Annotated in this window: 19 protein-coding genes; 10 read left to right on the top strand and 9 right to left on the bottom strand. The window is 59.9% G+C overall.

Annotated features, from left to right (window positions below; translation table 11 throughout):
- Positions 1–12 precede the first annotated feature (12 nt).
- The 5 genes from JZX88_RS16025 to JZX88_RS16005 all read right to left on the bottom strand — a co-directional run bounded on the left by JZX88_RS16025 (position 13) and on the right by JZX88_RS16005 (position 9,820).
- Positions 13–1,635, bottom strand: coding sequence for an ABC-F family ATP-binding cassette domain-containing protein (locus JZX88_RS16025; protein WP_206914143.1), 1,623 nt, complete (start codon positions 1,633–1,635; stop codon positions 13–15).
- Between the two features lie 160 nt (positions 1,636–1,795).
- Positions 1,796–3,034, bottom strand: coding sequence for a TadE/TadG family type IV pilus assembly protein (locus JZX88_RS16020; protein ID WP_142856423.1), 1,239 nt, complete (start codon positions 3,032–3,034; stop codon positions 1,796–1,798).
- Between the two features lie 166 nt (positions 3,035–3,200).
- A complete protein-coding gene (locus JZX88_RS16015; protein WP_206914142.1) occupies positions 3,201–4,082 on the bottom strand; it encodes a transglutaminase family protein in 882 nt (293 codons plus the stop codon).
- Between the two features lie 4 nt (positions 4,083–4,086).
- Positions 4,087–6,492, bottom strand: a complete 2,406-nt coding sequence (locus JZX88_RS16010; RefSeq protein ID WP_206914141.1) for a circularly permuted type 2 ATP-grasp protein — start codon at positions 6,490–6,492, stop codon at positions 4,087–4,089.
- A gap of 1 nt (position 6,493) precedes the next feature.
- Complete coding sequence (locus JZX88_RS16005) at positions 6,494–9,820, bottom strand: DUF2126 domain-containing protein (protein ID WP_206914140.1); 3,327 nt, start codon at positions 9,818–9,820, stop codon at positions 6,494–6,496.
- A gap of 292 nt (positions 9,821–10,112) precedes the next feature.
- Here JZX88_RS16005 and JZX88_RS16000 point away from each other — a divergent pair, with 292 nt between their 5' ends.
- Positions 10,113–11,921: an ABC transporter ATP-binding protein/permease gene (locus tag JZX88_RS16000; RefSeq protein WP_206914139.1), complete on the top strand. Its 1,809-nt coding sequence runs from the start codon at positions 10,113–10,115 to the stop codon at positions 11,919–11,921.
- A gap of 38 nt (positions 11,922–11,959) precedes the next feature.
- On the opposite strand, the gene JZX88_RS15995 is transcribed toward JZX88_RS16000, so the two are convergent.
- A complete protein-coding gene (locus JZX88_RS15995) occupies positions 11,960–12,154 on the bottom strand; it encodes a hypothetical protein (protein WP_065117449.1) in 195 nt (64 codons plus the stop codon).
- Between the two features lie 173 nt (positions 12,155–12,327).
- On the opposite strand from JZX88_RS15995, the gene JZX88_RS15990 reads away from it, so the two are divergent.
- From JZX88_RS15990 to JZX88_RS15975, 4 genes are all read left to right on the top strand, one after another.
- Complete coding sequence (locus tag JZX88_RS15990; protein WP_110758204.1) at positions 12,328–12,717, top strand: acyl-CoA thioesterase; 390 nt, start codon at positions 12,328–12,330, stop codon at positions 12,715–12,717.
- Between the two features lie 172 nt (positions 12,718–12,889).
- The gene (locus tag JZX88_RS15985) at positions 12,890–15,133 is read left to right on the top strand and encodes a polysaccharide deacetylase family protein (protein WP_206914138.1); all 2,244 of its coding nucleotides are present in this window, start codon (positions 12,890–12,892) and stop codon (positions 15,131–15,133) included.
- Between the two features lie 332 nt (positions 15,134–15,465).
- Positions 15,466–16,506 carry a four-carbon acid sugar kinase family protein gene (locus JZX88_RS15980; protein ID WP_206914137.1) on the top strand — a complete coding sequence of 347 codons (1,041 nt, stop codon included), beginning with the start codon at positions 15,466–15,468 and terminating at the stop codon, positions 16,504–16,506.
- Between the two features lie 4 nt (positions 16,507–16,510).
- Positions 16,511–17,218 (top strand): FadR/GntR family transcriptional regulator, encoded by a 708-nt coding sequence (locus tag JZX88_RS15975; RefSeq protein ID WP_035260774.1) that lies wholly within the window; start codon positions 16,511–16,513, stop codon positions 17,216–17,218.
- A 46-nt stretch (positions 17,219–17,264) separates the two neighbouring features.
- Here JZX88_RS15975 and JZX88_RS15970 read toward each other — a convergent pair whose 3' ends face one another.
- From JZX88_RS15970 to JZX88_RS15960, 3 genes are read right to left on the bottom strand one after another with little or no spacing between them, the layout of a single operon-like run.
- The gene (locus JZX88_RS15970) at positions 17,265–18,383 is read right to left on the bottom strand and encodes an iron-containing alcohol dehydrogenase (RefSeq protein ID WP_206914136.1); all 1,119 of its coding nucleotides are present in this window, start codon (positions 18,381–18,383) and stop codon (positions 17,265–17,267) included.
- Positions 18,384–18,389: 6 nt separating this feature from the next.
- Positions 18,390–19,346: a 4-hydroxythreonine-4-phosphate dehydrogenase PdxA gene (gene pdxA / locus JZX88_RS15965; protein ID WP_206914135.1), complete on the bottom strand. Its 957-nt coding sequence runs from the start codon at positions 19,344–19,346 to the stop codon at positions 18,390–18,392.
- Positions 19,343–20,539, bottom strand: coding sequence for an exo-alpha-sialidase (locus JZX88_RS15960; RefSeq protein ID WP_206914134.1), 1,197 nt, complete (start codon positions 20,537–20,539; stop codon positions 19,343–19,345). Before JZX88_RS15960 ends, pdxA begins: the two co-directional genes overlap by 4 nt.
- Positions 20,540–20,861: 322 nt before the next feature.
- Between JZX88_RS15960 and JZX88_RS15955 the strand changes: the two genes are divergently transcribed.
- From JZX88_RS15955 to JZX88_RS15935, 5 genes are all read left to right on the top strand, one after another.
- Entirely contained in the window at positions 20,862–22,370 is a 1,509-nt protein-coding gene (locus JZX88_RS15955) for an ABC transporter substrate-binding protein (RefSeq protein ID WP_110758363.1), read from the top strand.
- A gap of 76 nt (positions 22,371–22,446) precedes the next feature.
- Positions 22,447–23,361, top strand: a complete 915-nt coding sequence (locus tag JZX88_RS15950; RefSeq protein ID WP_142856404.1) for an ABC transporter permease — start codon at positions 22,447–22,449, stop codon at positions 23,359–23,361.
- Between the two features lie 15 nt (positions 23,362–23,376).
- On the top strand, positions 23,377–24,300 hold the full coding sequence (locus JZX88_RS15945) for an ABC transporter permease (RefSeq protein ID WP_142856402.1): 924 nt from the start codon (positions 23,377–23,379) through the stop codon (positions 24,298–24,300).
- On the top strand, positions 24,293–25,936 hold the full coding sequence (locus JZX88_RS15940; protein ID WP_206914133.1) for an ABC transporter ATP-binding protein: 1,644 nt from the start codon (positions 24,293–24,295) through the stop codon (positions 25,934–25,936). The genes JZX88_RS15945 and JZX88_RS15940 overlap by 8 nt, the downstream gene beginning before the upstream one ends.
- The gene (locus JZX88_RS15935; protein ID WP_110758189.1) at positions 25,933–26,814 is read left to right on the top strand and encodes a dihydrodipicolinate synthase family protein; all 882 of its coding nucleotides are present in this window, start codon (positions 25,933–25,935) and stop codon (positions 26,812–26,814) included. The genes JZX88_RS15940 and JZX88_RS15935 overlap by 4 nt, the downstream gene beginning before the upstream one ends.
- Positions 26,815–26,994 lie beyond the last annotated feature (180 nt).

Below are 26,994 nucleotides of genomic sequence, written 5' to 3'. Positions count from 1 at the left end.
CGGCAGGCCGTCTCAGCTGCGAAGGCCCGGCGCTTCCTGCCCGGTGCTTTCGACATATTCGGTATATCCGCCACCATATTGGTGGATCCCATCCGGTGTCAGTTCCAGCACCCGGTTTGAAAGGGCGGCCAGAAAATGGCGGTCGTGGGAAACGAACAGCATCGTGCCTTCATAATCCGACAGGGCCTTGATCAGCATTTCCTTGGTGTCGAGATCGAGATGGTTCGTCGGCTCGTCCAGCACGAGGAAATTCGGTGGATCGAACAGCATGGCCGCCATGACGAGGCGGGCCTTCTCACCGCCGGAAAGCACACGGCAACGTTTTTCCACGTCGTCGCCCGAGAAGCCGAAACAGCCGGCAAGGGCGCGTAGCGGTGCCTGGCCGGCCTTGGGGAAGCGCTCTTCCAGCCATTCCAGAATGGTGCTGTCGCCATCCAGAACATCCATGGCGTGCTGGGCAAAATAGCCGAGCTTGACACTGGCGCCGAGGGTGACATTGCCGGAATCCGGTTCCGCCGTGCCGGTTACCAGTTTCAGCAATGTCGATTTTCCGGCGCCGTTGACGCCCATGATGCACCAGCGCTCCTTGCGTCGCACCATGAAATCGAGTTCGCCATAGATGGTGCGGCTGCCATAGGCCTTGTTCACCTTCTTCAGCGCCACGACATCCTCGCCCGAGCGGGGAGCCGGCGCGAATTCGAAGGCCACGGTCTGGCGCCGCCGGGGCGGCTCGACGCGGTCGATCTTTTCGAGCTTCTTCACGCGGCTCTGCACCTGCGCGGCATGTGAGGCGCGCGCCTTGAAGCGCTCGATGAACTTGATTTCCTTGGCGAGCATGGCCTGTTGGCGTTCGAACTGCGCCTGCTGCTGCTTTTCATTCTGGGCGCGCTGCTGTTCGTAAAAGCCGTAGTCGCCGGAATAGGTCGTGAGGCTGCCGCCGTCGATCTCGATGATCTTGGTGACGATGCGGTTCATGAATTCGCGGTCGTGCGAGGTCATCAGCAGCGCGCCGTCATAGTTCTTCAGAAAATCCTCAAGCCAGATCAGGCTTTCGAGATCGAGATGGTTCGAGGGTTCGTCGAGCAGCATGACGTCCGGGCGCATCAACAGGATGCGGGCGAGCGCCACACGCATCTTCCAGCCGCCGGAAAGCTTGGAAACATCGCCGTCCATCATCTCCTGGCTGAAGCTCAACCCGTCCAGCACCTCACGGGCGCGGCCTTCCAGCGCATAGCCGTCCAGCTCTTCGTAACGCGCCTGCACTTCGCCGTAACGTTCGATGATGGCGTCCATTTCATTCATCCGGTCAGGATCGGACATGGCGGCTTCCAGCTGCCTAAGTTCCGCCGCCACTTCACTGACGGGGCCTGCGCCCTCCATGACTTCGGCTACGGCAGAGCGGCCGGACATTTCACCGACATCCTGGTCGAAATAACCGACCGTCATGCCCTTTTCGACGACCACCTGGCCCTCATCGGGCTGGTCTTCGCCTGTTATCATCCGGAACAGCGTGGTCTTGCCGGCGCCATTCGGGCCGACAAGGCCGATCTTCTCACCGCGGTTGAGTGCCGCGGAAGCTTCGATGTAGAGAATGCGGTGGCTGTTCGACTTGCTGATATTTTCAATGCGGATCATGACAGGGCCTGTGAATGGGAGCGCCCTCCTATGCCACGGGCAGCAGCCGCTGTCACCTGCCGCGCGTGGCCTGCCAGCCATGCAGAACTGGCGAAGATCGCCGCGGGGCATATGCGCCCCGCAGGCCGGATGGTTTCCGACTGTGCCAGCCGGATTTTTGTCAGTTGGTGAGCGTGGCTATGCTGCCGGCTGCCTTGCGGGCGATTTCGCCGAAGGCGGTAACGATCTGTTCCATGTTTTCGGGAGCGTAATAGTTGTCGGCGCTGGAAGCGCAATATTGCAGCAGCGACTTGCCCTTGTCCGGCGCCATGAAGGCGACGCTGAAAATCTTGATCCCGTCTTTCTTGGCAGTCTCGCAGGTGGTGCGTACCGACTGGTCGATGCTGGAATTCCAGGCGGCGCTGTTTCCCGTCATTTCGCCGTCGGTCATGAGGACGATATAGCGCTCGAAGGATTCACTCTCCTTTGACTCGTGCGCGTCCGCTTCGACGGTATTCGTCTTTTTGAGGGCGTTATATGCGGCAGTCAGGCTGCTGCGTGCGTCCGTGCCGCCTGTCGGAAATTCCGGTATCTGTTTGTCGACATAGCTGACGATGCTGCTTGTGCCCCAGGTAATCGACTGCGCAGGATAGGACTCGTGTGTATAGACGGACGCGCCTGTGCGAACGAGCTGGGAACCGCCGCTGGCGGTATAGGTCGGGTCGGCCTTGTTCAGCGTCGCGACGAGAAAGCCAACTGCGGTTTTCAGCGATGTGGCCTTGTTGACGTAACACGGGCTGGATGTGACCTGTGCTTCGCTTTTGCCCCAGTTGTTCGCGGTGTAGTTCGGGCAAGATTTTTTCGCGGTGTTGATCGTATCCGTCTTGAAGGACATCGATCCGGACCGGTCGAGCACCAGATACATCGAGATCGGCGCGCCCTTGTTGACCGTGCTTTTCGCGATGCCTGTGGCGGAAATATTGATGGTCTTGGTGCCAAAGAAGCCAATAAGGGGATTGAGCTGCAGCTGACGGTTAATCGTGGTCTCGATGATATAGGTCTTGCCGCGGGCATCTTCGGTTGTCGCGATACTGATCGGAGAGTTCTTTTCGAGCTCTTTCCTCTCTTCCTCGGTCAGGTTCTTCAGCTGTTGGCTGGCGATGAAAGCCTTGGCGATTTCCTTGATCTCTTCGTCGGTGGCATCACCTTTTTTCACGCGTGCCTCGGTCGCCGCAGCAAGCGCTGCGGAATCCGCCGTGTTCTGCAGATCAGCTTTCACCTGCATCACATTTGCGAATTCTATGCCGGCTCCGGCCACACCCAGCAGTATCGGCAGCAATATTGCCGTCATGATACCGAAATTGCCGCTCGTATCGGCAAGGAAACGGCGCTTGAGTTTTTGATCTGCGGAGGCGGTCATGGCGGGGCCCAACGATTAGAATATTCGATTGAGCGCAGGAAACCCGCAAAGGATGTAAAATCTGCTAACGCGAAGATTCAAATCTTACCAATCGTTCAAATTGGTGCAGAATTTGAAGTATTTTCAAGAATTAATTTGTTTGCGGGCTGAAATAATACAGGTTGCGTCATTGCTGGACGGGAATGACGTCGACGGCCTGTTTTATCTGCTGATTGCCATAGCTCTTCAGGACCCCGATCACCGGGGCGACGTCGGAATAATCGCGGCCGTAACCGACGACGATATGGTCGCTTCCGGCAACTATATCGTTGGTGGGATCGAGTTCCAGATAACCGGCCGCTTCACCGCACCAGATGCGGACCCAGGCGTGCATCGCATCCGCCCCTTCCAGCCGTTCCTTGCCCGGCGGAGGGATGGTGCGCAGGAAACCGCTGACATAACCGGCGGGAATGCCGAGACTGCGCAGCGCCATGATCATGATATGCGAAAAATCCTGGCACACGCCGCGTTTCAGCTGAAAGGCCTCCGATGGCGTCGTATCCACGGTTGTTGCCTCGCCATCATAGGTGAAGTCGCTGTGGATGCGTTTGCACATGGCCAGCGCGATCTCGCGGATGGTCATTCCGGGCGTCAGCAACTCCCGTGCATAGGCCGATATCGTCGCATCCATCCCTATTTTCGGGCTTGTGCCGATGAAGTGGTGTGGCGACTGGAAATCGATCGACCAGACATCGGCCATGTCCTGCGGCAGACGTGAAAGCTCGGGCGAAAAATCGGCAGTCAATGCCGGTGCTTCCACCATCACACGCGCCTGCATGCGGATATCCAGCTTTTCATGCGGCGCGCGCAAATGCACTGATGTGGCCGATTGGTGAAAGAAGTCCTCGAAGACAGCGCGTTCTTCCGGTACCGGCGAAACATCGATCGAACCGGCGACGAGCCGCTGCCGGCCGGGAATGGATAGCGGCAGTACACGAATGATGTGCCGCGCGCCATGGGCCGGCGTGTCGTAGGTGTAACCCATATGCAGGGAAAGATCGTAGAGCATAGGGTTATCCGAGATAGGTCCGGGCCAGAACATCGGAGAGATGTTCCATGTCGGTTTCGAGCTGCCGATAGATCGCGCCGTTCATGTTTTCCGGCGTCATGACGGCGAGCCCGGAATGCAGGCGCATCGTCTCGCGGTAAAATGGGGACATCTGGCCGTTGACGAAGGCATTCGGAAGCTGCTCCACCTCGGTACGGATTTCGTTCAGCTGAAACAGGATCGAGCGGGGATTGAGCGGATCGAGCGCCAGCAGATCGGTCACGGTCAGCCCGGCCGTGTTGACATTGTAGCGGCGGCGATGGGTCATGACACTGTCGCCGATTTCAAGCAGCATGTCATAGGAACCATCAGGCGCATCCGGGCCGGTCATATGGCCGAGAAGCCGCGTCATATGCAGGCCGCGTTCGAGATAACGGCCGATAGACATGAAACGCCAGCCGGTGAAGCGGTACATGTTTTCGTGCACGAGACCGGCAAAGCCGGCAAGCTTGCGCAGTAGGATCGTCATGGCATGGGTAGCGTCGTCGCCGGGAGCGACTTTTGCGTGGAAACGGCGGGCCGTCTTGGCGAGATCGTTCAGCGCCAGCCATCCATCAGGCGAAAAGCGGTCACGGATATTGCTGGCGGAATAAAGCGCGCTGTTGATGTTGGTGAGCAGGCTTTCCGGCACGGCATCGTTCATCTCCACATCAAGCGCTTCGAGATATCGCGTCACATGGGCGAGCAGCGGCTGGCGCGGGTCGGCTGACTCGGCATAACGTCCGTGCCAGGCGCGCAGGATGCGCAACGCGCCTTCCGAGCGTTCGATGTAGCGGCCGAGCCAGAAGAGATTGTCCGCCGCGCGGCTCGGCAGGCTGCCCGGCATGTTGCGGGTGAAACTTTCTTCCGCCGGCAGAAGCGTGGTGCGTTCCACCGGCTTGTCGCTGACGATCCAGACATCCGCCGCACTGCCGCCCGATTGCATGGCAATGGCGGAAACGTCATCGCCGCTGCCGATCCTTGCGAAGCCGCCCGGCATGATCTGCCAGCCATCCTGGGTGCGGGCGGCGAAAACGCGAAGGCTCATCGGACGCGGCACGAGCTTGTTGTCAATATAGGCCGGGGTCGTTGAAAGCTTCACGACTTCCTGACCCACCAGCTTATGGCCATCGGAGGCAAGCCAGTCGCTGATCGATTCCTTCGCCGTCTCGCGCAGTGAGGACCCGAGTACGGATTGGCCATTATCGTCGAAGAAGGGGAGCCGCGAATAGGCCGGGCCGATGACCATGCCCTCGATATTGCCGGCAACATGGCGGCGCTCGGCTTCCTGCCCGCACCACCAGGTGGCGATGGATGGCAGCTTCAGTTCCTCGCCCAGAAGGTGGCGGCAGATGCGGGGCATGAAGGCGAGCAGCGCCCGCGTTTCGAGAATGCCGCTGCCAAGCGCATTGACGATGGTGAGCGCTTCATTGCGCAGCGCCTGCACCATGCCCGGCGTGCCGATATGGGATTGCTGGTTCAGTTCCAGCGGGTCGGAATAAGAGGCGTCGAGACGCCGCCAGAGAACGCCGATGGGTTTCAGCCCGGCCACGGTCCTGACCATGACGCGGCCGTTGACGACGGTCAAATCCTCGCCCTCCAGCAGCATGAAGCCGAGATAACGGGCGATATAGGCGTGTTCGAAATAGGTCTCGTTGGCCGGGCCTGGCGTCAGCACGGCGATGCGGTCATCGGGATGCTTTCGGTGCGCCTGCAGCGTGTCGCGGAAAGCGCCGAAGAAAGAGGCGAGACGGTGGACGTGGGTTTCCGCATAGATATCTGAAAGCGCACGGGTGGTGGCCACCCGGTTTTCAAGCGCGAAACCCGCACCGGAAGGCGCCTGCGTCCTGTCTGCCAGCACCCACCAGTTTCCATCCGGCCCGCGGCCGATTTCGAACGAGCAGAAATGCAGATAATGGCCGCTTGCCGGTTTTATACCCACCATGGGCCGCAGATATTCCGGATTGGAGGCGATCAGGGCCGGCGGCACGAAGCCTTCCTTCACCAGACGGTTGTCGCCATAAAAATCGGCGACCATGGCTTCCAGAAGATTGGCGCGCTGCTTCAGTCCTTCGGAGAGAACCGCCCATTCCCTGTCGTCGATCAGCACCGGAATATGGGAGATCGGCCAGTTTCTTTCGCTGCTGCCCTTGCCGTAGTCGCGGTAGAACACGCCGGCATCGCGCAGATAGCGGTCGGTACGGGCAAAACGCTCGTGCAATTCCCGTTCCGACATGCGCGACAGGGCGTCGAGCAGGGTTTTCCAGACCGGTCTGACCTTGCCGTTGGTATCGAGCATTTCGTCGGCAACGCCCGGCAAAGGGGAATATTCAAGCCCGCGCGGTGGCGCGCCCGTTTCCGTCTTGCGTTCCGTTGCCGGGGCTTTGGACAATTTACACTCCGTAGGGCCGACGCAGATCGAGCGTCAGCGGAAATTCTGGTGACACGGTTTCCACCTGTAGCGGATATTGCCCTGCCGTATGTCCCCATGGTTCGAAACGGGCAAGGCGGCGTGCCTCGGCCTCATTGCCGTTGACGGGAAACGTCTCGTAATTGCGCCCGCCCGGATGAGCAACATGGTAGATGCATCCGCCGATCGATCGCCTCGACCATGTATCATAAATGTCAAAGGTCAAGGGTGAATTGACGGGCAGGACGGGATGCAGGCCGGAAGCGGGTTGCCATGCCTTGAAGCGCACGCCGGCGACCGCGACGCTGCGGTTTTCCGTCGGGGTCAGCGGAACGGCGCGGCCGTTGCAGGCCACCGCGTAGCGCGCGGGATTGGAGGTTTCCAGCCGCACCTGCAGGCGCTCAACGGAGCTGTCGACATAACGCACGGTTCCGCCGATGGCGCCCTGTTCGCCCATCACATGCCAGGGCTCCAGCGCCTGACGCAGTTCCAGCTTCGCACCCTCATATTCGACCTCACCGAAGAAGGGGAAACGGAATTCCTGCTGGGCGGTGAACCATTCGGGCTTCAGGTCGAGGCCGTTTTCCCTGAGATCGGCAAGTACGTCGAGGAAATCCGCCCAGATATAATGTGGCAGCATGAAACGGTCCGCGAGCGCGGTGCCCCAGCGCACGAATTTGCCGCCGGCCGGATTTTTCCAGAAACGGGCGATAAGCGCGCGCACCAGCAATTGCTGGGCGAGCGACATGCGCGCATTCGGCGGCATTTCGAAACCACGGAACTCCACGAGACCGAGGCGGCCGGTCGGTCCGTCAGGCGAAAACAGCTTGTCGATGCAGATTTCGGCGCGGTGGGTGTTGCCTGTCACATCGGTCAGCAGATTGCGGAACAGCCGATCGACCAGCCACGGCAAAGGCGGAACCCCTTCAGTGGGGGCGGGTACCTGCGAGAGCGCGATTTCCAGTTCGTAGAGGCTGTCGTGACGCGCTTCGTCGATACGGGGCGCCTGACTGGTCGGGCCGATGAACAGGCCTGAGAATAGGTAGGAAAGGGAAGGGTGCCGCTGCCAGTGCAGAACGAGGCTCTTCAGAAGATCGGGACGGCGCAGGAAAGGGCTGTCATTGGGGCTGGCGCCACCCACGACCACGTGGTTGCCGCCGCCGGTGCCGGTGTGGCGGCCATCGATCATGAATTTGTCGGCGCCAAGCCGCGCCTGCCGTGCCTCTTCATAGACCGCGGTGGTAATGTCGACGCAGTCCTTCCAGCCTGCGGCGGGATGGATATTGACCTCGATGACGCCGGGATCGGGCGCGACGCGGATGACATTGATGCGTTCGTCATGGGGCGGCGCATAACCCTCGATATGGACCGGCAGCCCGAGCTCGGCCGCTGCCGCTTCTGCTGCTGCGATCAGTTCGAGATAGTCTTCGATGCGTTCGACCGGGGGCATGAAGACGCAGAGCCGGCCGTCGCGCGGCTCGACGGAGAGCGCGGTGCGCACCGCGCCACCGATTTCGCCGAGCGTCTGTTCAACGCGCTCCTGCCCGGCTGTCTCGCTGGCATGGAAGGAGGCTTCGGGCATGGCGCGGCCCGATGGTGAGAAGACATCGGGGAGCGGACCGCGAGGGATCGACGGGTCCGCCTCGTGAATATAGGGATAGGCGGATGGCGGCACATAGGGCAGGGTACCGAGCGGCAGGCGGTAACCCACCGGGCTGTCACCCGGAACGAGGAATATTTTGCCGCGTCGCGTCTTCCATTTTTCGCTGATCCAGCGTTTGCCGGTGGCGCGCGCGTTCCATGCCTGAACGGGCAGGATGTAGCCGGTCGGGGTCGTCAAGCCGCGTTCGAAGACGCGGGCGATGCGGTTGCGCTCCTCCGGGTCTTTCAGCCTGGAATTGGACGGGTCGACATTGTCGGGCAGGCTGCCTTCCTTGATGATCCATTCGGCCGGATCTTCATAAGCGGGCAGCACCAGATCCGTATCTATGCCGAGTTGGGCCGCAATGCCGCCGAGCAGTTTCCGTGCATCGTCGGACGAGACGCTGGTATCGGCACCTTCCTCGGCGATAAGCGCCGGGTTCTGCCAGATCGGCAGGCTGTCCTTTCGCCAGTAGAGCGAGAAGGTCCAGCGCGGCAGGCTCTCGCCCGGATACCATTTACCCTGCCCGTAATGCAGAAAACCGCCGGGGGCAAAGCGTTCGCGCAGCCGGCGGATCAGGGCGTCGGCCTTTTCGCGTTTCGTGGGTCCGACGGCGCCGGTGTTCCATTCGTCGGATTCGAAATCGTCGATGGAAACGAATGTCGGTTCACCGCCCATGGTGAGCCGGACATCATGGGCATTGAGAACGTCATCGACCGCTTCGCCGAGCGCGTTGAGGTCTTCCCAGCTGTCATCGGAAAACGGCTTCGTAATCCGTGGGGTTTCGGCGACGCGCCGGACCTGCATGTCGAAGGCGAATTCCGTATTGGCGTGGCCGTAATAGCCGCCGGAAATCGGCGCGGCATTGCGATAATGCGGCGTTGCCGCCAGCGGAATATGGCTTTCGCCTGTCAGAAGTCCCGAAGTGGGGTCAAGCCCGATCCAGCCAGCGCCGGGCATATAGACCTCGGCCCAGGCGTGAAGATCGGTGAAATCCACCTCGGTACCGGACGGGCCGTCCAAGGCCTTGAGATCGGGCGTCAGCTGGATGAGGTATCCCGACACGAAGCGGGCGGCAAGGCCGAGATGCCTCAGAACCTGCACCAGCAGCCAGCTCGTATCACGGCAAGATCCCTTGCCGGAAGCGAGTGTTTCCTCCGGTGTCTGGACACCGGGCTCCATGCGGATGACGTAACCGATTTCCTGTTGCAGACGCGCGTTGAGGCCGACGACCATATCGACCGTCGGCTGACCCGGGGCCCGGTCGACCGTCGCCATGAAGGCGGCGAGCAGGGGTCCGGTCGGTTCCGGCTTCATATAGATGGACAGATCGTCGCGTAACTCCTGCGGATAATCGAAAGGCCACTTTGTCGCCTCTTCCTCCACGAAGAAATCGAACGGATTATAAACCGTCATATCGGCGACAAGATCGACTTCGATCTTGAACTCCGTCGCCGGCTCGGGAAAAACGAAACGGGCAAGATAATTGCCGTATGGATCCTGCTGCAGGTTCACGAAGTGATTGGATGGAGAAACCTTGAGCGAATGGCTGATGACGCGGGTTCTGGAATGCGAGGCTGGCTTTAATCTGATGATTTGTGGTCCAAGGCGGACCGGATTGTCATATTTATAATGCGTCAGATGATAGATGCTCGCTTTGATCGCCATTAATCTGCCTTGCCCGGTTTTTCCGGCTTATGCGGTTATCCGCCCCTCTGAAATTATTCGGATTTTGTGCAATGCAGGAAAAGAAAGCAAGGATCATTTCCGGGGGCAATTGCATTGTTGGTTGAAGCCGCGCCATTTGCCCGCACGAGGAATTGTACGGGCTTTTCAATTGTCGCCCCTCAGATATTGCCGGGATTGTGGACAAGGTGAAACGGCGTGTTATTGCTTGGCATCGAAAGGCGCGGGATCGCGACCCGCTTTCTTTGCCGACTGACGTTTCGGAATGGAATGAATGGCAACAACGGTGACCGACGATCAGCGCAAGAGCGCGGCTAACCTTTCGGGTTTCGACCTCGATTTTCCGGCGCAGCTGCGCATGATGGGGCGTGCCTTCTGGACGTCACCGGTGCGCAACCGGCTGATATTCCTGTCGATAGCACTGCTCACGGTGATATTGCTGACGGCTTACGGACAGATCAGGCTCAATGAATGGAACGCGCCGTTTTACAACGCGCTGGAACGGCGCGATCTCGACGCTTTTATTCATCAGCTTGAAGTCTTCGCCATCATCGCCGGGCTCTTGCTGCTCCTCAATGTCATCCAGACCTGGCTCAATCAGATGACGGCGCTGAACATGCGCGAGGGTCTTGCCAAGGATATGGTGGATCAATGGCTGAAACCCGGACGGGCCGCCCGCCTCGCCGGTTTCGGCACCATTGCGATCAACCCGGACCAGCGGCTGCATGACGATGTCCGCAATCTTGCCGAAAGCAGCACGGCGCTTTCCATTGGCCTCGTGAATGCGACGATCCTGCTCATCAGTTTCATCGGTGTCCTCTGGTCGCTCTCGGCCGGTTTTGCCATCACCATCAATGGCAGTCCGGTTGCGATTCCGGGATATATGGTCTGGGCGGCGATCCTTTATGCCGGCTCTGCCTCGTTGCTCAGCAACCTTGTCGGTTACCGGCTGGTGGGGCTGAACGCCGAGCGTTATTCCAAAGAGGCGGAACTGCGCTTTTCACTGATGCGTGCGAGTGAAAATCTCGCCGCCATTGCGCTTGCGCGCGGTGAAAAGAACGAGAGGCGGCGGATCGGCATCGATATCGATGCGGTGCTGGGGGTTATCCGGGGTCTGGCCATGGCGCTGACGCATCTGACATGGGTGTCTGCGGGTTATGGCTGGCTGGCCGTGGTGGCGCCCATCCTCATCGCAGCCCCGGTCTATTTTTCCGGCAACCTCACATTCGGTGGATTGATGATGGCGGTCGGCGCCTTCAATCAGGTCAATACGGCGCTGCGCTGGTACATCGACAATTTCGGACCGATCGCCAGCTGGAAGGCGACGTTGCAGCGTGTTTCGGTATTCCGCAACGCCCTGATCCAGATGGATAGCGTCGAGCAGCATGGCCAGGCGATCGATCTGCAACGGAGCGCGCAGAATGAGAGGATCCGTCTGCAGTCGGTCATCATTTGCCGGGATGCGGGCGGGCAGGATGTGGAGCGCGGGTTCAGGCTGCGTGAAGCCGAGCTTGAGATCGGCCCGGGCGACCGTCTCATGATCAATGGCGAACAGGGCGTGAACCGGCGGCTGTTATTTGCCGCCATGGCGGGTCTGTGGCCCTGGGGGCAGGGCCGGATAGAAATGCCGGATCAGTCCGATACGCTTTTCATCGCCCAGCATGGTTATCTGCCCACGGGCTCGCTGCGGGAAATTCTGGCTTATCCCCGCGCGCCGCAGCGGTTTGCGGAAGAAGATTATGTCGCCGCGCTTGGCGCATGCGGGCTTGGCGACATGGCCTCCCGTCTCGATGAAAATATCCGCTGGGACAAGAAACTGGATTCGGACGAGCAGGCAAGTATCAGGATCGCCAATGCCCTGTTGCTGAAACCGAAATTCGTCGTCATCGACGATCTGCTGGAAGGGTTGGAGAAACAGACGCAGGATACGCTGGCCGGGGTCCTGAACGGGATAGATGGTGCGGCAATCATCTATATCGGTCGGTCGGAGACTTTTCTTTCGGTTCTTTCTCCTGCCGTGGCGCATCTCGACCACGTCTCCCCGAAGGAGAATATCAACAGGCGCGATGTCACGCCCCAATAGTCGTCAGGCTGGTTTCCTCTTCCGCCTGACCACGGGTGCTAAAGCCGCAAATGCCACTTTTCCAGGTTAAGGCGCTGCTGTTTTGCGAGATTTATGGTGGTGTCCGCGCCTGCCTGTGAATTCAGGGCAACGGTTCCGGTCGCCACGCTGATGGCGATAACGCCTGCGACCACCAGCACGATGCGGTCGTAACGTTGCTGTATGGTGTTGTTTCCACTCCAGTCATAGGCCATTCGCACGCCCTCGCGTTTTTTGGAATCGTGCCCCATCATGGTTAACCGAAGCTTACGATTGCTTTGTGATTCCTTGCTGTTTTGGAGGGGCTGCCGCGACAAATCGGCTATTGGCTGAGGTGGCGCGGTTGTTTAAGTCCGACGGCGGGAGGTTTGTGAAAGGATTTTGAGACATGGACCAGCAACCGCCCGCCGATATGGAACTCACGCTCAGAACGCTTGCCATGCCTGCCGATGCCAATCCGGCCGGTGATATTTTCGGCGGCTGGGTCATGTCGCAGATGGACCTTGCCGCTTTCGTTCGCGCCAACGATGTGGCCGGCGGCCGCACCGTCACCGTGGCGGTCAATGAAATCGTCTTCAAGAAACCGGTCAAGATCGGCGACACATTGTGCGTCTACACCCGGATCGAAAAGGTTGGCCGTACCTCCGTCACGCTCAGGATCGAGGCCTGGACCCGCAGGCACTATCAGGATTCCCGTGAAAAGGTCACGGAAGCCGTCTTCATCATGGTCGCGGTGGACGATAATGGCGAGCCGCGCCCCGTTCGCAAGGAGGCGTGAGCGGGCTCCCGTTTCCGTTCAAGGCTACTGCGAAGCGCGTGATGAATGCCCGAAAGAACAACATGCGCTTCCGCTCCGGCACTTCGACCGCCAGCCGCCCATTACTTTAGAAATATCCAATTTATTTATCAATTTTTGCGATCAAGGTACGGAATAGGACGGGGATCAGGCTGTGACCATTCCAGGTGTTGTTATTGTCGGTGGCGCTCACGGCACGCTCGCCCTTGCCCGCAGCCTTGGCGCACTCAATATCCCCGTTTATTACCTCACTCATGATTCACCCCTGCCTGGCTGGTCGCGTTTCGTGCGGGAAACGATCCGCTGGGCCGGGCCTCACGATGCCGGGGCGTTGCCGTTCTTGCGGGAAATGGCCGCAAAACATCATCTGAAAGGCTGCCTGCTGGTGCCGTCGGGAGATGGCGAGGTTCAGCTCGTCTCGCAGCATCGGGAGCAGTTGTCCGCGCTCTACAAGATCATTTTGCCGGAGTGGACCGCGCTGCAATGGCTGTGTGAAAAACCGCTGCTCTATAAGCGTGCCGTGGAGCTTGGCGTCAGTATTCCCCGGACCTATGCGCTGACATCGATCGACGGTGTGGATACGCTGGATGTGCTGTTTCCCGTCATTCTCAAACCGAACATGGGTGGCGGCAATACCGTGATTTCCCGGGCCAAGGTCATTCGTGCCGATGACCGGCAGGCCTTGAAAACCGCTTTCCTGGATGCAAGCGCAGAGATCGGCGCGGCCAATGTCGTGGTGCAGGAACTCATTCCCGGCGGGGGAGAGAGCCAGTTTTCCTATGCGGCCCTCTGGCTGGACGGCGAGCCGGTTGCCGAGTTCACCGCCCGGCGCGCCCGGCAATATCCCGTCGATTTCGGCTATACCAGTACCTGTGTCGAGGTTGTCGACAACCAGCAGGCGATCGATGCGGCCCGGACAATATTAAAATCGGCTGGTCATAGCGGACTGGTGGAGGTGGAGTTCAAGTTCGATAGTAGGGATGGTGCGCTGAAACTTCTCGACGTCAATCCGCGTCCATGGTCGTGGTTCGGCCTGTGTTCGGCTGCGGGTATCGATCTCGGCGCATTGCTGTGGCGGACCGCCAATGACCTGCCGGTAAGCCAGCCCCGCAGTGTGCTGCAAGGTGTTTCGTGGTCCTATTTTGTCCGGGATGCGGTTGCGGCCTTCACATTGAGCCGGCGCGGCAAGGTGGATGTGGGGGACTACCTTGCCTCGCTCGGCAGAATCCGAAGCTGGGCCGCTTTTGCGCTGAACGATCCCCTTCCCGGCATGATCGACCTTCCGCTGACCGCGTGGAGGGTCGTCAAAAAGCGGGTTTTGCCCGGTCTGAAGTTACGGCAATCCGCGACGGCGTTCTTGCCGTCGCTGAAACGTCTCGCAAGGTATGGGGCCATACGGGCAGGGCTGGAGGTGAGCGCCCTGCCGGCGGTGCGCGCGGCATTTCCATCCCTTGCCGGGCGGGGAATGATCTTCACGCTTCACCATGTGCGGCCGGGGCGGGCGGTTTCGGTGTCCGCACCCAATGTACAATTGTCCGTCACGCCGCAATTTCTTGAAGAAGCGATACAGGCCGCACTCGAATGTGGCCTCGTTCCTGTCCATCTGCACGATTTGCCGACGCTGCTTGCCGACAATCGCGAAGGCCGGTCTTTTTGCGCCTTCACGCTAGATGACGGCTATCGCAACAATGCCGAATATGCCGCGCCGATTTTCCGCAAATATGCCGTTCCCTACACGATTTTCATCACGCCGGGTTTTGTCGAGCGGACGCGCAGCCTGTGGTGGGAAACCGCCGCCGCGCTGACACAGAAGGCCGCGTCGTTCGAATTCGATTTCGGGGCGGGGACTGAGCATGTGGAAGCCGCCACCTCCTCGCAGAAAGCGGAGGCATTCGCCCGCCTGGAAAACTTTGTGCAGTCCTTTGCCGAGGATGAGGCGGTGGAAAGGATCGATCGCGCAGCGAGGCAGCATGGTATCGATCCCGTTTCGATTGTGGACGAACTCGTTATGGATGCCGCCGAACTCAGGGCGCTGTCGCAGGACCCGCTGGTGCATTTCGGTGCGCACACAATGACGCATGTGAACATGCGTAAGATAGATGCTGCGCGCCTGGCCCACGAAATAGAGGAATCGACGCGCCGCGTGGAGGCTTACGTCGGCCGTCGGCCCCAATCCTTTTCTTATCCCTATGGCTGGACAAAGGCCGTGGCGGAGCGTGAGGCAACGGCGGTGCTTCAGGCCGGATTTTCCGTGGCAGTCACCACGCAGGCTGGAGTTCTAGGGCCCCATAGCCTTGAAAAGCCAACGCAATTGCCGCGTGTTTCGCTGAACGGACGCTTTCAGAAGAAGCGTTTTGTCAAAGCGCTTATTTCGGGACTGCCTTTCCGGCTGGTCTAAAGTTCGTCCGGTCTGAAACGGAATCGCCGGGCGTGCTCCAGCCTTTTGTTTTTTCGCACTTTCCGAGTGTAAAACCACCACGTACTTTTACTGGGAATGCTTTGATGACGGCTGCCGTTCGTCGTCTTCTTCATCGGTAGCCATGCGCGGGCGGGCGAGGTTTCCATTTTATCTTTAACTTTCGAATTCGGCTTTCATCCTGCGGGCTGTTTGCGTCGGACGGCCGACGCCATCATCCACGGGATCATTTTTGTTATTCACATCCATTTATCTATTGATTATAAATAAATTTATTGAGGTAAAACATTACAACTTTTTTGAAGGCTCTGTCCGTGCTGTTGATTTTTGCCGATGACCTGACCGGTGCGCTCGATGCGGCCGCTCCCTTTGCCGGGCGTGGCCTGGTGACGGAAGTCGCAATCGGGCTGGATGGCGTGCGCGCAGCGCTGGCGAATGGGCCTGCCGTTCTCGGCGTCAATCTTGGATGCCGCGATGGCGAAGCGGATGAAGCCTGCCGCCGCACGCGGGAACTGATGGGGCTGGTTCCGGTCGGTACATTCCTTTTTAAGAAGATCGATTCCCGGCTGAAGGGGCATATTGCAGCCGAGATGGACGCGATTTCCTATAGGCAGGCACTTGTCGCGCCCGCCATTCCCGATTTCGGGCGTGTGGTCACTGGGGGAGCCGTGTCCGGTTTCGGCGTCGAAACCGCCATTCCGGTTCATGGGAAGCTTGGCGGTCATGCCGGCCGTTGCACGATACCCGATACGCATACACAGGCGGATGTCAGAAAAGCTCTCATCGCGGCACAGGCGGAAGGAGTCGATCTTCTGGTCGGCGCGCGTGGGCTTGCCGAAGCGCTTGCGGAGACGATGACGGCGCAGGCTGTTGCTGAGGCGGCTGTTATTCCCCCCGGCAAGGGGCTTTTTGTCATCGGTTCTCGTGATCCGATTACGCTGGAGCAGATTGAGGTGCTGAAGAGTATTGCATCTGTTTCGATTGCAGAGGCGCCAAATGGTGTTGTGCCCCGCCACGCCGGGGATGGCTCCAACCTTATGCTCGTTCAGGCGACGGACGGGGCGGAAGAAGTGTCTCCGCTTGCGGTTTCACGCCATCTGGCGGAAGGCGTCGTGCCGCACTTGACGGATGGTGCGGCCCGGCTGCTCCTGTCGGGTGGGGCGACCGCGGAAGCCGTGTTGCGCGCCATGGGCGTTACGCGTCTGCGCCTTGCCGGTGAATGCCTGCCGGGTCTCGGCGTCGGCTGGTCCGGCGACCAATGTATCATTGCGAAGTCCGGCGGTTTTGGGCAAGCTGACACGTTGAAACGCATTGCGAAAATGATGCTTGGCGAAAATGGTGCTGGAGAGAACTGATCAGATGGGGCTGATGAAAGAAACGGCGCGCAAGGCACTTCCGGACATTATTTTCGAGAGAATGCACCGGGCGATCAAATCCGGCGCCTACAAACCGGATGAACGGTTGCCGACCGAGCATGAACTCGCCATGGAATTCGAAGTGTCGAGACCGGTCGTGCGCGAGGCGTTGCGGCGGTTGCGCGAGCAGGGGTTCATTTATTCCCGCAGGGGTTCCGGCAGCTATGTGCGGGCCTTCGGCCTGCGCGAGCCACTCGGCTTCGGGCAGCTGGAAAATGTCGCGGATCTGCTGAATTGTTACGAATTCCGGCTGACGCTGGAACCAGCTGCTGCTGCCGCCGCTGCATTGCGGCATGATGGCGAGAGGCTTGCGGCGATCAGGAAGGCGCTTGAGTTGATGCGGGATGCTACCAATCGCCAGTCCCACCGCGAGGATGCCGATTACCAGTTTCATCTCGCCATCGCCCGGGCGGCGAGGAACAGTTATTTCTCCACCGCGATGGAAGCTCTGAAAGATCATATCGCGATGGGCATGAAATTCCACGGTATGTCGGTCAAACGCGAGGCATCCGGTCTGACACGCGTTTTTGCCGAACATGAGGCGATTGCAAAGGCGATTGCGGATGGGGATGCGGAGGCGGCCCGGCAGCTGATGCTCCAGCACTTGACGGGGTCGCGCGATCGCCTTTTCGAGTCCTCGCACGCGGATTAAGGAGGATCTGGCCGGATGCGCGTGACCGCGCACCGGATGCCGTCGCTCAAAAGGCGCGGCGATAGATGCCAAGCACATCCTCAAGGCTCATATCGACCGGATTATTGTCCATCAGCCGGCGGATTGCATGCGCGTCCTCGGCATAACGGGGAAGATCGGTTTCGGTCGCTCCGTGTTTTGCCAGCGACATTTCGATGCCGAGCCCGGCGCAGAAATCCGTCGCCGCCTTGCGCAGGTCATCAGACGAAAGGTGTTCGCGAAGCCCGAGCGCATCCGCCACCTCCGCCGTTTTTGCCGAAACCGCGGGCTGGTTGAAAGCCAGAACATGCGGAAAGACGATGGCATTCGCCAGTCCGTGCGGCAGGTTGAGAAGCGTGCCGAGCGGATAAGCGATGGCATGGCCGGCGGCCGTATTGACCGGGCCGAGGCAGATGCCGCCATAATAGGAGGCGAGCATCATTCCCTCCCGGGCTTGTGTATCTCCGCCATCGCGAACGGCGCGCGCCAGATATTTGCCGACCAGCGCAAAGCCCATGCGGGCAAACCCGTCGATCATCGGGTGAGCCTTGCGGTTGGTGAAGGCTTCCACGCAATGGGCCATGGCATCCACCCCGGTCGCCGCCGTCACGGCTGATGGCACGGAATAGGTGAGTTCCGGATCGAGCACGGCGAAATCCGCGATCAGAAACGGGCTTTCGACCGCGATCTTGTTGCCCTTTACGGGGTCGGTGATGAGCGAGCGGATGCCGGCTTCCGAGCCGGTGCCGGCGGTGGTGGCGATCTGCACAAGTCGGGTATTGCGGCCAGCGACCCTGTTCGGTCCGGCCACATCCTCAAGCATCCGGTCTGAATTCCACAATGCGGCGACCAGCTTTGCCACATCCATCACCGAACCGCCACCAAGGCCGATGACGAGGTCGGGTTTGGCCGCGCGTGCTGCCGTCAGCGCTGCATCCAGTGTTGCGGTATCCGGCTCGCCGGGAATGGCATCGAAGACCGTGAATGGACCCTGCAATTGCAGACGGTCGACGAATTTCGCCGTCAGCGGCGTGGCGACCACCAGGGTCGAGGCGGTTTTTCCGGCGAAGGCGCCAACCTGCGCGATAGTGCCGGCGCCGACAGCAAGCCTGCGTGGCTGGTGGATGAGAATGGGAGCTGTGGACATGGGGTTTTATCCTTTCGCGCTCTTGCCCGCCACCAGCTTGCGCGCATAGGCGATGGCCTCATTCATGTTGCCGTGATTGGCGATGCCCTTGCCGGCAATGTCGAAGGCCGTGCCATGGTCGACGGAAGTGCGGTCTATCGGCAGATCGACCGAGACATTGACGGCGGTATCGAAGGCGACCAGCTTGATCGGGATATGGCCCTGATCGTGATATTGCGCGACAACGAGATCGAAAGCGCCCGAATAGGCCCGGTGAAATACGGTATCGGCGGAAATCGGTCCCTGCACCTCGATACCTTCTGCACGGGCGGCAGCAACCGCAGGCGCGATCTGATCGTCATCTTCGGTGCCGAACAGGCCGTTCTCACCGCAATGCGGATTGATGCCGGCAACCGCGATGCGCGGCTGCTCGTAACCGATGCGTTTCAGATGGGCGTTGCCGGCGCGAATGGTCGCCAGCACCCGTTCGGTCGTTGCCCGACGAATGGCATCCTGCAGCGACACATGGGTCGAGACATGAATGACCTTCAGCCGCTCGGAGGCGAGCAGCATATAGGCGGCCGAAGAGCCGGTGAGGCTGCGCAACATGCCGGTGTGGCCGTCATAATGGTGGCCGGCAAGGTTAAGCGCCTCCTTGTTGATCGGCGCGGTGACGATGCAGCCGATTTCGCCCGCCTCGGCATCGCGAACGGCCTTTTCGATGAAACGGAAAGCGGCGTCTCCGGCCACCGGCGACAGTGTGCCCCAGGCAAGTGGTGCGCCCTCAACAGGCAGATCGACGACATGGGGGACAAGGTCCATATCAACGCCGAGCGCATCCCGCGCCGCCTGAAGCGTTGCGAGGTTGCCGTAGATCCGCGTCGCGGCCCGGTCAGGCACGGACATCTCAGCCAGCGCCCTGACGGTGATCTCAGGGCCCACGCCGCAGGGATCTCCCATGGTTATACCAATGATGTTGCTCATCTTTTTCCCTCGTCCTTGACCACGGCCCAGCCGGGCGCCAGCCGGACATATTTGATTGCGCGGCGATGATAGGTGTAACTTGCGTGCAGCGTACCGTCCGGCGCTTCCAGAAGCCACGGATAGGACATTTCCAGATTGCGGCCATCGGTCGAATCGTTCGACAGGCAGGTGCCCGGCCCGTCTTCGATCAGGATGCGGGTGGGGAAGCTGCGCCCATCGTCATCGGAGAGGCAGATGGAAACCGGTGCGCGCGGCACGCCCCAGACAGGCACGCATCCGCCACTCGGATCGGCATCCGGCCTGCCGTCATCTTCTCCCAGTTCGTCATAGAGCGAGGCGCGCCGGTCGCTTGATTGCGCGGCGCTGACGGGGTTGCAGATCATCGCCAGTCTGCCGTCACCGAGCCTGATTGCGGCGATGGAGGAATTGTTGTTCGGCACGTCGGTTGGCTGCGGCTTCGACCATGAGCGGCCGCCATCGGTGCTTTCCGTGCGGTAGACGAAATCGGCCTGACGACGGCGGAAGAAGGCGGAGTAGCGTGCATCACCGCCGGAAACCGGACTCATATGCACGCAGCCGGTCGAATTTTCCAGCTCCTGCAATTGCCATGTCAGGCCATTGTCCCTGGATATGCCAAGTGCTGCGGTGTCGTGGCTGCCGTTCCATTTCTGGCCGGGGCGCTGGATGCAGCGGAAGATCGGCAACAGCCAGGCGCCATCATCACGAATGCGCAGCGGCGCGCGAATGAAGCAGCCCTTCGGAAGATCGAGAAAATGCCCCTCTTCGGAGACGAGCTTTTCCGGTGCCGTCGTATCACGGGTAACCCGTGCCATGCGAATGCGGCATTCGTCCTGATTGCCGGATGGCTGGGCGGTGTGAAACAGCCAAAGGGCACCATCCGGCGCGGTGAAAAGAACCGGGTTCTGTTCGGAATGGGCAGGGTCGTGGCTCAGGCGCTGTGGTGCGCCCCAGCTTGTCGCGCCGGGCATCAACACGGAAGCGAAGATCGAAATATCCGATTTTCCTTCCAGCGTGCCGCCGAACCACGCGCACAGCAAGGCGCCGTCATCAGCCAGGTGCAGAAAGCTTGCATGGTTCTGGATCATCGGCGACGGCAGCAGTGCTTCCTGCCGGTTTTCTGACGTGGTGCGGATGGCTCCGGTCATGGCATGAGCGATGTCATCAGGGGTCATCGTGGTCTCCTCTTGGTCTGATGAAAATGACATATTCGAAAAGTTGTCAAGTTTATTTCAATAGAAATTGGATCTTTGATCTTTTGATTATTTTACCTAATTATCTGTTTTAAAATGATAAAATTTGTTATGATGCCGCCAATAAAAAATGCTTACGAAAAATAAATTGACAAAAAATGTGATAGCGCCGATGCTCTGTTCACGGGTGGAGGAAACAATCATCCGCATGCCATGCTCCTCAATGCGGGAGACGGGGCTTTTCTTAAAACCCCTTGCGGCACGCCGCCATGTTGCTGAATTTCTGATCTGGGAGGAGAACGGAATGAAGAAGTCATTGATTGCGGGCGCCCTTGTTTTGGGTTCCCTCAGCGCTGCGGTTTCGCCGGCGTTTGCGGCATCGGGGCCGATCAAGATCGTGCTGGCGGAAGAGGCGGACCTGCTGGAGCCCTGCATGGCTACCCGCTCCAATATCGGCCGTATCATCATGGAAAATGTCAGTGAGACGCTGACCGAGCTTGATGTGCGCGGCAAGAACGGCGTTCAGCCACGCCTTGCCGAAAAATGGGAGCAGAACGCGGACGGCAGCTGGCGTTTCCACCTGCGTCACGGCGTGAAGTTTTCAGATGGTACGGGTTTTGACGCCAAGGATGTGAAGCACAGCTTTGAGCGCATCATGAGCGACAAGAATGCCTGCGAATCCCGCCGCTATTTTGGTGGTATGACGGTGACGCCTTCGGTTGTCGACGACTATACGATCGATTTCAAGACGGAGCCGGCCCAGCCCATCCTGCCGCTCCTGATGTCGCTGGTCACCATCGTTCCGGAAGAAACCAAGATGGAATTCATCCGCGAGCCGGTTGGTACCGGGCCCTACAAGCTGACCAACTGGACGCCCGGCCAGCAGATCGTTCTGACCGCGCGTGATGATTATTGGGGCGCGAAGCCGCAGGTGACGGAAGCGACCTATCTCTTCCGCGCCGATCCTTCGGTACGCGCCGCCATGGTGCAAACGGGGGAGGCCGATCTTTCGCCCTCCATTTCCCAGCTCGACGCGACAAATCCGAAGACCGATTTTTCCTATCTCGACAGTGAAACGGTCTATATGCGCCTTGATCACAACATCGCGCCGCTGAACGACGTGCGGGTACGCCGCGCACTCAACCTTGCCATCGACCGTCAGGCTTTCCTCGGCACGCTGGTTCCAGAGGGCGCGGTGCTGGCGACAGCGCTCGTTCCGCCGACCACGCTTGGCTGGAACCCTGACGTCAAGGTTTTCCCGTACGACCCCGAAGGCGCAAAGAAACTGCTCGAGGAAGCCAAGGCTGCCGGTGTGAAGGTGGATACGCCGATTACCATCATCGCGCGCACGGCAAACTTCCCGAATGTCACGGAGATCATGGAGGCCATTCAGCAGCAATTGCAGGATGTCGGCTTCAAGATCGATCTGAAGTTCGTGGAAGTGGCCGAGCACGAGAGCTATTATTCCAAGCCCTTCAAGGAAGGCCGCGGACCGCAGATCGTCGCTGCGATGCACGACAATTCAAAGGGTGATCCGTCTTTCACCATGTTCTTCAAATATGCCACCAAGGGCACGCAGTCCGGCTTCTCTGACCCCAAGGTGGATGATCTGATCGAACGTGCCTCCGCAGCCGTTGGTGACGAACGCGCCAAGCTCTGGTCCGAACTCATCGCCTACCTGCATGATGACGTGGTGGCGGATGTGCTGCTGTTCCACATGGTCGGTTTCTCCCGTGTTTCGGAACGGCTGGATTTCAAGCCCACCATCGCCACCAACTCGATGCTGCAGCTTTCGGAAATCGGCATCAAATAAGCCGGTGTCTTGATCTGCCAAAAAGCGGCGGCGGGGCGAGAGCTTCGCCGCCTGCGTTGAAAAACCGGAGTCAACCATGCTGAGCTTCATCCGAAAACGTTCCGTTGCGAGCCTGATCTCCCTGATCGGCCTCATCGTGATGGTTTTCTTCCTCTCCCGTCTGACGGGGGACCCGGCTGCGTTGTTTCTGCCGGTGGAAGCGTCGGAGGAGCTGAAACAGCAGTTTCGTGCGCTGCACGGGCTGAATGATCCACTGATGGTGCAGTTCCTGCGTTATGCAGGCGATGTGATGACCGGAGATCTGGGAGAATCGCTCAGAAAAGCCCGGCCGGCACTGGATGTGGTGCTGGAGGCTTTCAACTGGACGCTCTGGCTTGCGGTCATCACCATGTCGCTGGTCACAACGGCCGCCATCGTTGTCGGTTCGCTTGCGGCTTTCCGCTCCGGCGGTTTTTTCGACCGCATGGCCTCGACCGTTTCGTTGATCGGGGCTTCGGTTCCGGATTTCTGGCTGGCCATCGTGGCGATCGTCGTCTTTTCCGTCAATCTCGCCTGGTTGCCCACATCAGGTACGGGCTCGGTGCTGCACTGGATCTTGCCGATCTCGGTGCTGTTCGTGCGGCCCTTCGGTATCATCGTGCAGGTGGTGCGCGGCTCGATGATCGGTGCCTTGTCTTCCGCTTACGTCAAGACGGCGCGGGCCAAGGGTGTGAGATCTGGGCCGATCATCTTCATCCACGCCTTGCGCAACGCCATGCTGCCGGTCATCACCGTCATCGGCGATCAGGCCGCGAGCCTTCTCAATGGCGCAGTCATCGTTGAAACCATCTTCGGGTTTCCCGGTGTCGGCAAGCTGATGATCGATTCCATTCTTCAGCGGGATTTCAATGTCGTGCTGGCCGCCATTCTCGTGACCGCGCTCGCCATCTTCCTGATGAACCTTCTGATCGACATCGCCTATGCGCTGCTCGATCCGCGCATCCGGCACTGAGGAGGCCAGTTAGCCATGAGCCTTTCGAACGCCGATACCGAGATCATCAATGAACCGTCCTTCGCAACACGCATGCTGCGCATGCTGTGGGCGGATAAATTCGCGCTCTGCGCCGCGATCTTTCTCGTCGCCATCGTCGTGCTCGCTTTTGTCGGCCCGGCCTGGCTCGGCGATCTCGCGACGAAACAGAACCTGCGCGGGCGCAACCTTGCCCCGTTCGACTGGCAGCGCGAATGGTATTTCTGGCTGGGGGCGGATGCGCTCGGCCGCTCACTTCTCGCACGCATCGTCGCCGCCACGCAAAATACGCTGATGATCGCCGCCGGCGCCGTCCTCCTCTCCGCCATCACCGGCACGGTGCTTGGCCTGATCGCCGGTTTTTCCTCCAACCGTGTCGGCCAGATCATCATGCGGCTTGCCGATGTGATCATGTCCTTCCCGTCGCTGCTGATCGCGGTCATCGTGCTTTATCTGCTCGGTTCCTCCATCCTCAACCTGATGCTGGTACTCGCCATCACCCGCATCCCGGTTTACATCCGCACCACCCGGGCGGAAGTGCTGGAAGTGCGCGAACGCATGTTCGTGCAGGCGGCGCGCGTCATGGGCGCATCGGGCAAACGCATCCTGTTCCGCCACATCCTGCCTGTGGTGCTGCCAACGCTGACGACGCTTGCAACGCTCGATTTCGCCTATGTGATGCTGGCGGAAAGCGCGCTGTCCTTCCTCGGTATCGGCATTCAGCCGCCTGAAATCACCTGGGGCTTGATGATTTCGCAGGGACGGCAATATCTCACCAATGCCTGGTGGCTGTCTTTCTGGCCGGGGCTTGCCATCATTCTCACCACCCTCTCGCTCAACCTGCTGTCCAACTGGCTGCGCATCGCGCTTGATCCCGTGCAGCGCTGGCGGCTGGAAATGAAGGGCCGCAAGCATGGCTGACCATCTTCTCGACGTGCGCAACCTTTCCGTGGAGTTTCACACCGCAAGCGGTGTCGTCCATGCGGTGAAGGACGTTTCCTATCATATCGACCGTGGTGAAACGCTGGCGATCCTTGGCGAAAGCGGCTCGGGCAAGTCGGTGTCGTCCTCGGCCATCATGAACCTCATCGATATGCCGCCCGGCCGTATCAGCGGCGGCCGGATATTGCTCGACGGCAAAGACCTGCTGACCATGCCGGACGAGGCGCGCCGCGAGATCAACGGCCGCCGTATCGCCATGATCTTTCAGGACCCGCTCAGCCATCTCAATCCGGTCTATACCGTCGGCTGGCAGATCCGCGAGGCGATGACGACCCATGGCATGGGCAAGGCGGAAGCAGACGCGGAGGCAAGGCGGCTCATGGCCCGTGTCGGCATTCCCGATCCCGACCGGTCGCTTTCGAAATATCCGCATGAATTTTCGGGTGGTCAGCGCCAGCGTGTGATGATCGCCATGGCACTGGCGTTGCGGCCCGATCTTCTGATTGCCGATGAACCGACCACCGCGCTTGACGTGACGGTGCAGGCCGAGGTGCTTTCGCTGCTCAAGGAATTGCAGCGTGAAACCGGCATGGCCGTACTCATCATTACCCACGATCTCGGTGTCGTCGCCGAAATCGCCGACCGGGTGGTGGTGATGGAAAAAGGCGTGCTGGTGGAGGCTGGCACCGTGCGCGAAGTTTATCGCAATCCGCAGCATCCCTATACCCGCAAGCTCATCAATGCCGCGCCCGGGCGCGGCGACATGCACGAGCCGAAAGCGGCGGGCGAACCGCTGCTCAGTGTCCGTGACGTGCGCAAGCGTTATGGTGCATTCGAAGCGCTGAAGGGCGTTTCCTTTGACCTTATGCCCGGCGAAACCATCGCCGTCGTCGGCGAAAGCGGTTCCGGCAAGTCGACGCTGGCACGCATTCTGCTACGGCTCGACGAGCCGGATGCGGGCAGCGCCGTCTGGAAAGGACAGGATCTGTTCAGGCTGTCGCCAGCGGAACTGTTTGCTCTGAGGCGCGATCTGCAGATGGTGTTTCAGGATCCCACCCAGTCGCTCAATCCCCGCATGACCGTGTTCCAGCTGATCTCTGAAGCCTGGGTGATCCATCCGGACATATTGCCTAAGGCAAAATGGCGGGAGCGCGTCGCGGAGCTGCTACAGCAGGTCGGCCTTTCGCCGGAACATATGCGCCGTTATCCGCACCAGTTTTCCGGCGGCCAGCGCCAGAGGATCGCCATTGCCCGTGCGCTGGCGCTGGAGCCGAAGCTCATCATCTGTGATGAGGCGGTCTCGGCGCTCGATGTTTCGGTTCAGGCGCAGGTCATTACGCTTCTCGACAGGCTGCGCCGCGACATGGGCCTCTCCTTCATCTTCATTGCCCATGACCTGCCGGTGGTACGGGATTTTGCCGATCACGTCATGGTCATGCAGCGGGGAGAGGTGGTGGAGTTCGGCACGGTGCGACAGGTTTTCGAGGCGCCGCGCGAAGCCTATACCCGTGCGCTGCTCGCCGCCAGCCTCGATTCCGACCCCGACATGCAATCCCAGCGTCATCCGGCTGCCGCCGGTCACGCCATCGGAAATTCAAGCGGAGTTCTTTCATGAGCAAACAAGCCTTCGTCGCGCTCGTCACCTGTTTCAACGAGGACGAAACCATCAATTACGAGGCGACCCGCGCGCAGGTGCGCCGCCAGGTGGCTGCCGGCAACAACATCATGTGCGCCGGCACCAATGGTGATTTCACCGCCCTGACGCATGAGGAAAAAATCCGCCTGACCGAAGAGGTGGTGGACGAGGTGGCGGGCCGCGCCAGAGTCATCGTCAATGCCGGCATGCCCGCCACGTTCGAGACCATACAGCTTGCCAAAGCCTTCGACCGTATCGGCGTCGACGGCATTGCCGTCATCACGCCCTTCTTCATCGCCTGCACACAGGATGGCCTGATCCGCCATTTCTCGACGGTGGCCGATGCTGTCGAAACACCGGTCTATCTCTACGACATTCCCGCCCGCACCCAGAACCACATAGAACCGGAAACCGCGCGCAAACTTGCGACCCATGGCAACATCGCCGGCATCAAGGATTCCGGCGGTGCCCAGCAGACGCTCGAGGCCTATCTTCAGGTGGCAAGGGAGGTGCCCGGTTTCGAAGTCTATTCCGGCCCGGACCATCTCGTTCTCTGGTCGTTGCAGAATGGCGCCGCCGGCTGCATCTCCGGCCTCGGCAACGCCCTGCCGGATGTGCTCGCCGGCATTCTCAGCGCTTTTAATACCGGTAACACCGCTGAGGCCGAACGCCAGCAGGCGATCTACGCGGCCTTCCGTACCGATCTCTATGCGCTCGGTTTTGCGCCGGCCATGGTCAAGCGCTCGCTCTATCTGCAGGACCCCTCCGTCGGCGCCAGCCGCCAGCCGGCCCTTCTGCCGGATCCGGAACAGGACGGCCGCATCCTGGAAATCCTGCGGCGTTATCAGCGGCTGTGATGCCGGCGCCGAATGTGGGGCGCATGGAAAACACTGTGCGCGCCACGTCAAAAACAAGCGGTGAAAACAGCGAAACTCCACAGTGCTTCCCCGGCCTCCTCCATGACGAATAATTTGTGACACAAACACGAAATTCCCCTTGTCAGCCCGACCATTGATGTTTAAGAGGAGCGCGCAACG

Origin of the sequence: Agrobacterium sp. OT33 (genome assembly GCF_017313365.1) — a bacterium.
GTDB classification, from domain to species: Bacteria; Pseudomonadota; Alphaproteobacteria; order Rhizobiales; family Rhizobiaceae; genus Agrobacterium; species Agrobacterium rhizogenes_A.
This window is presented reverse-complemented; position numbering and strand designations above follow the sequence as displayed.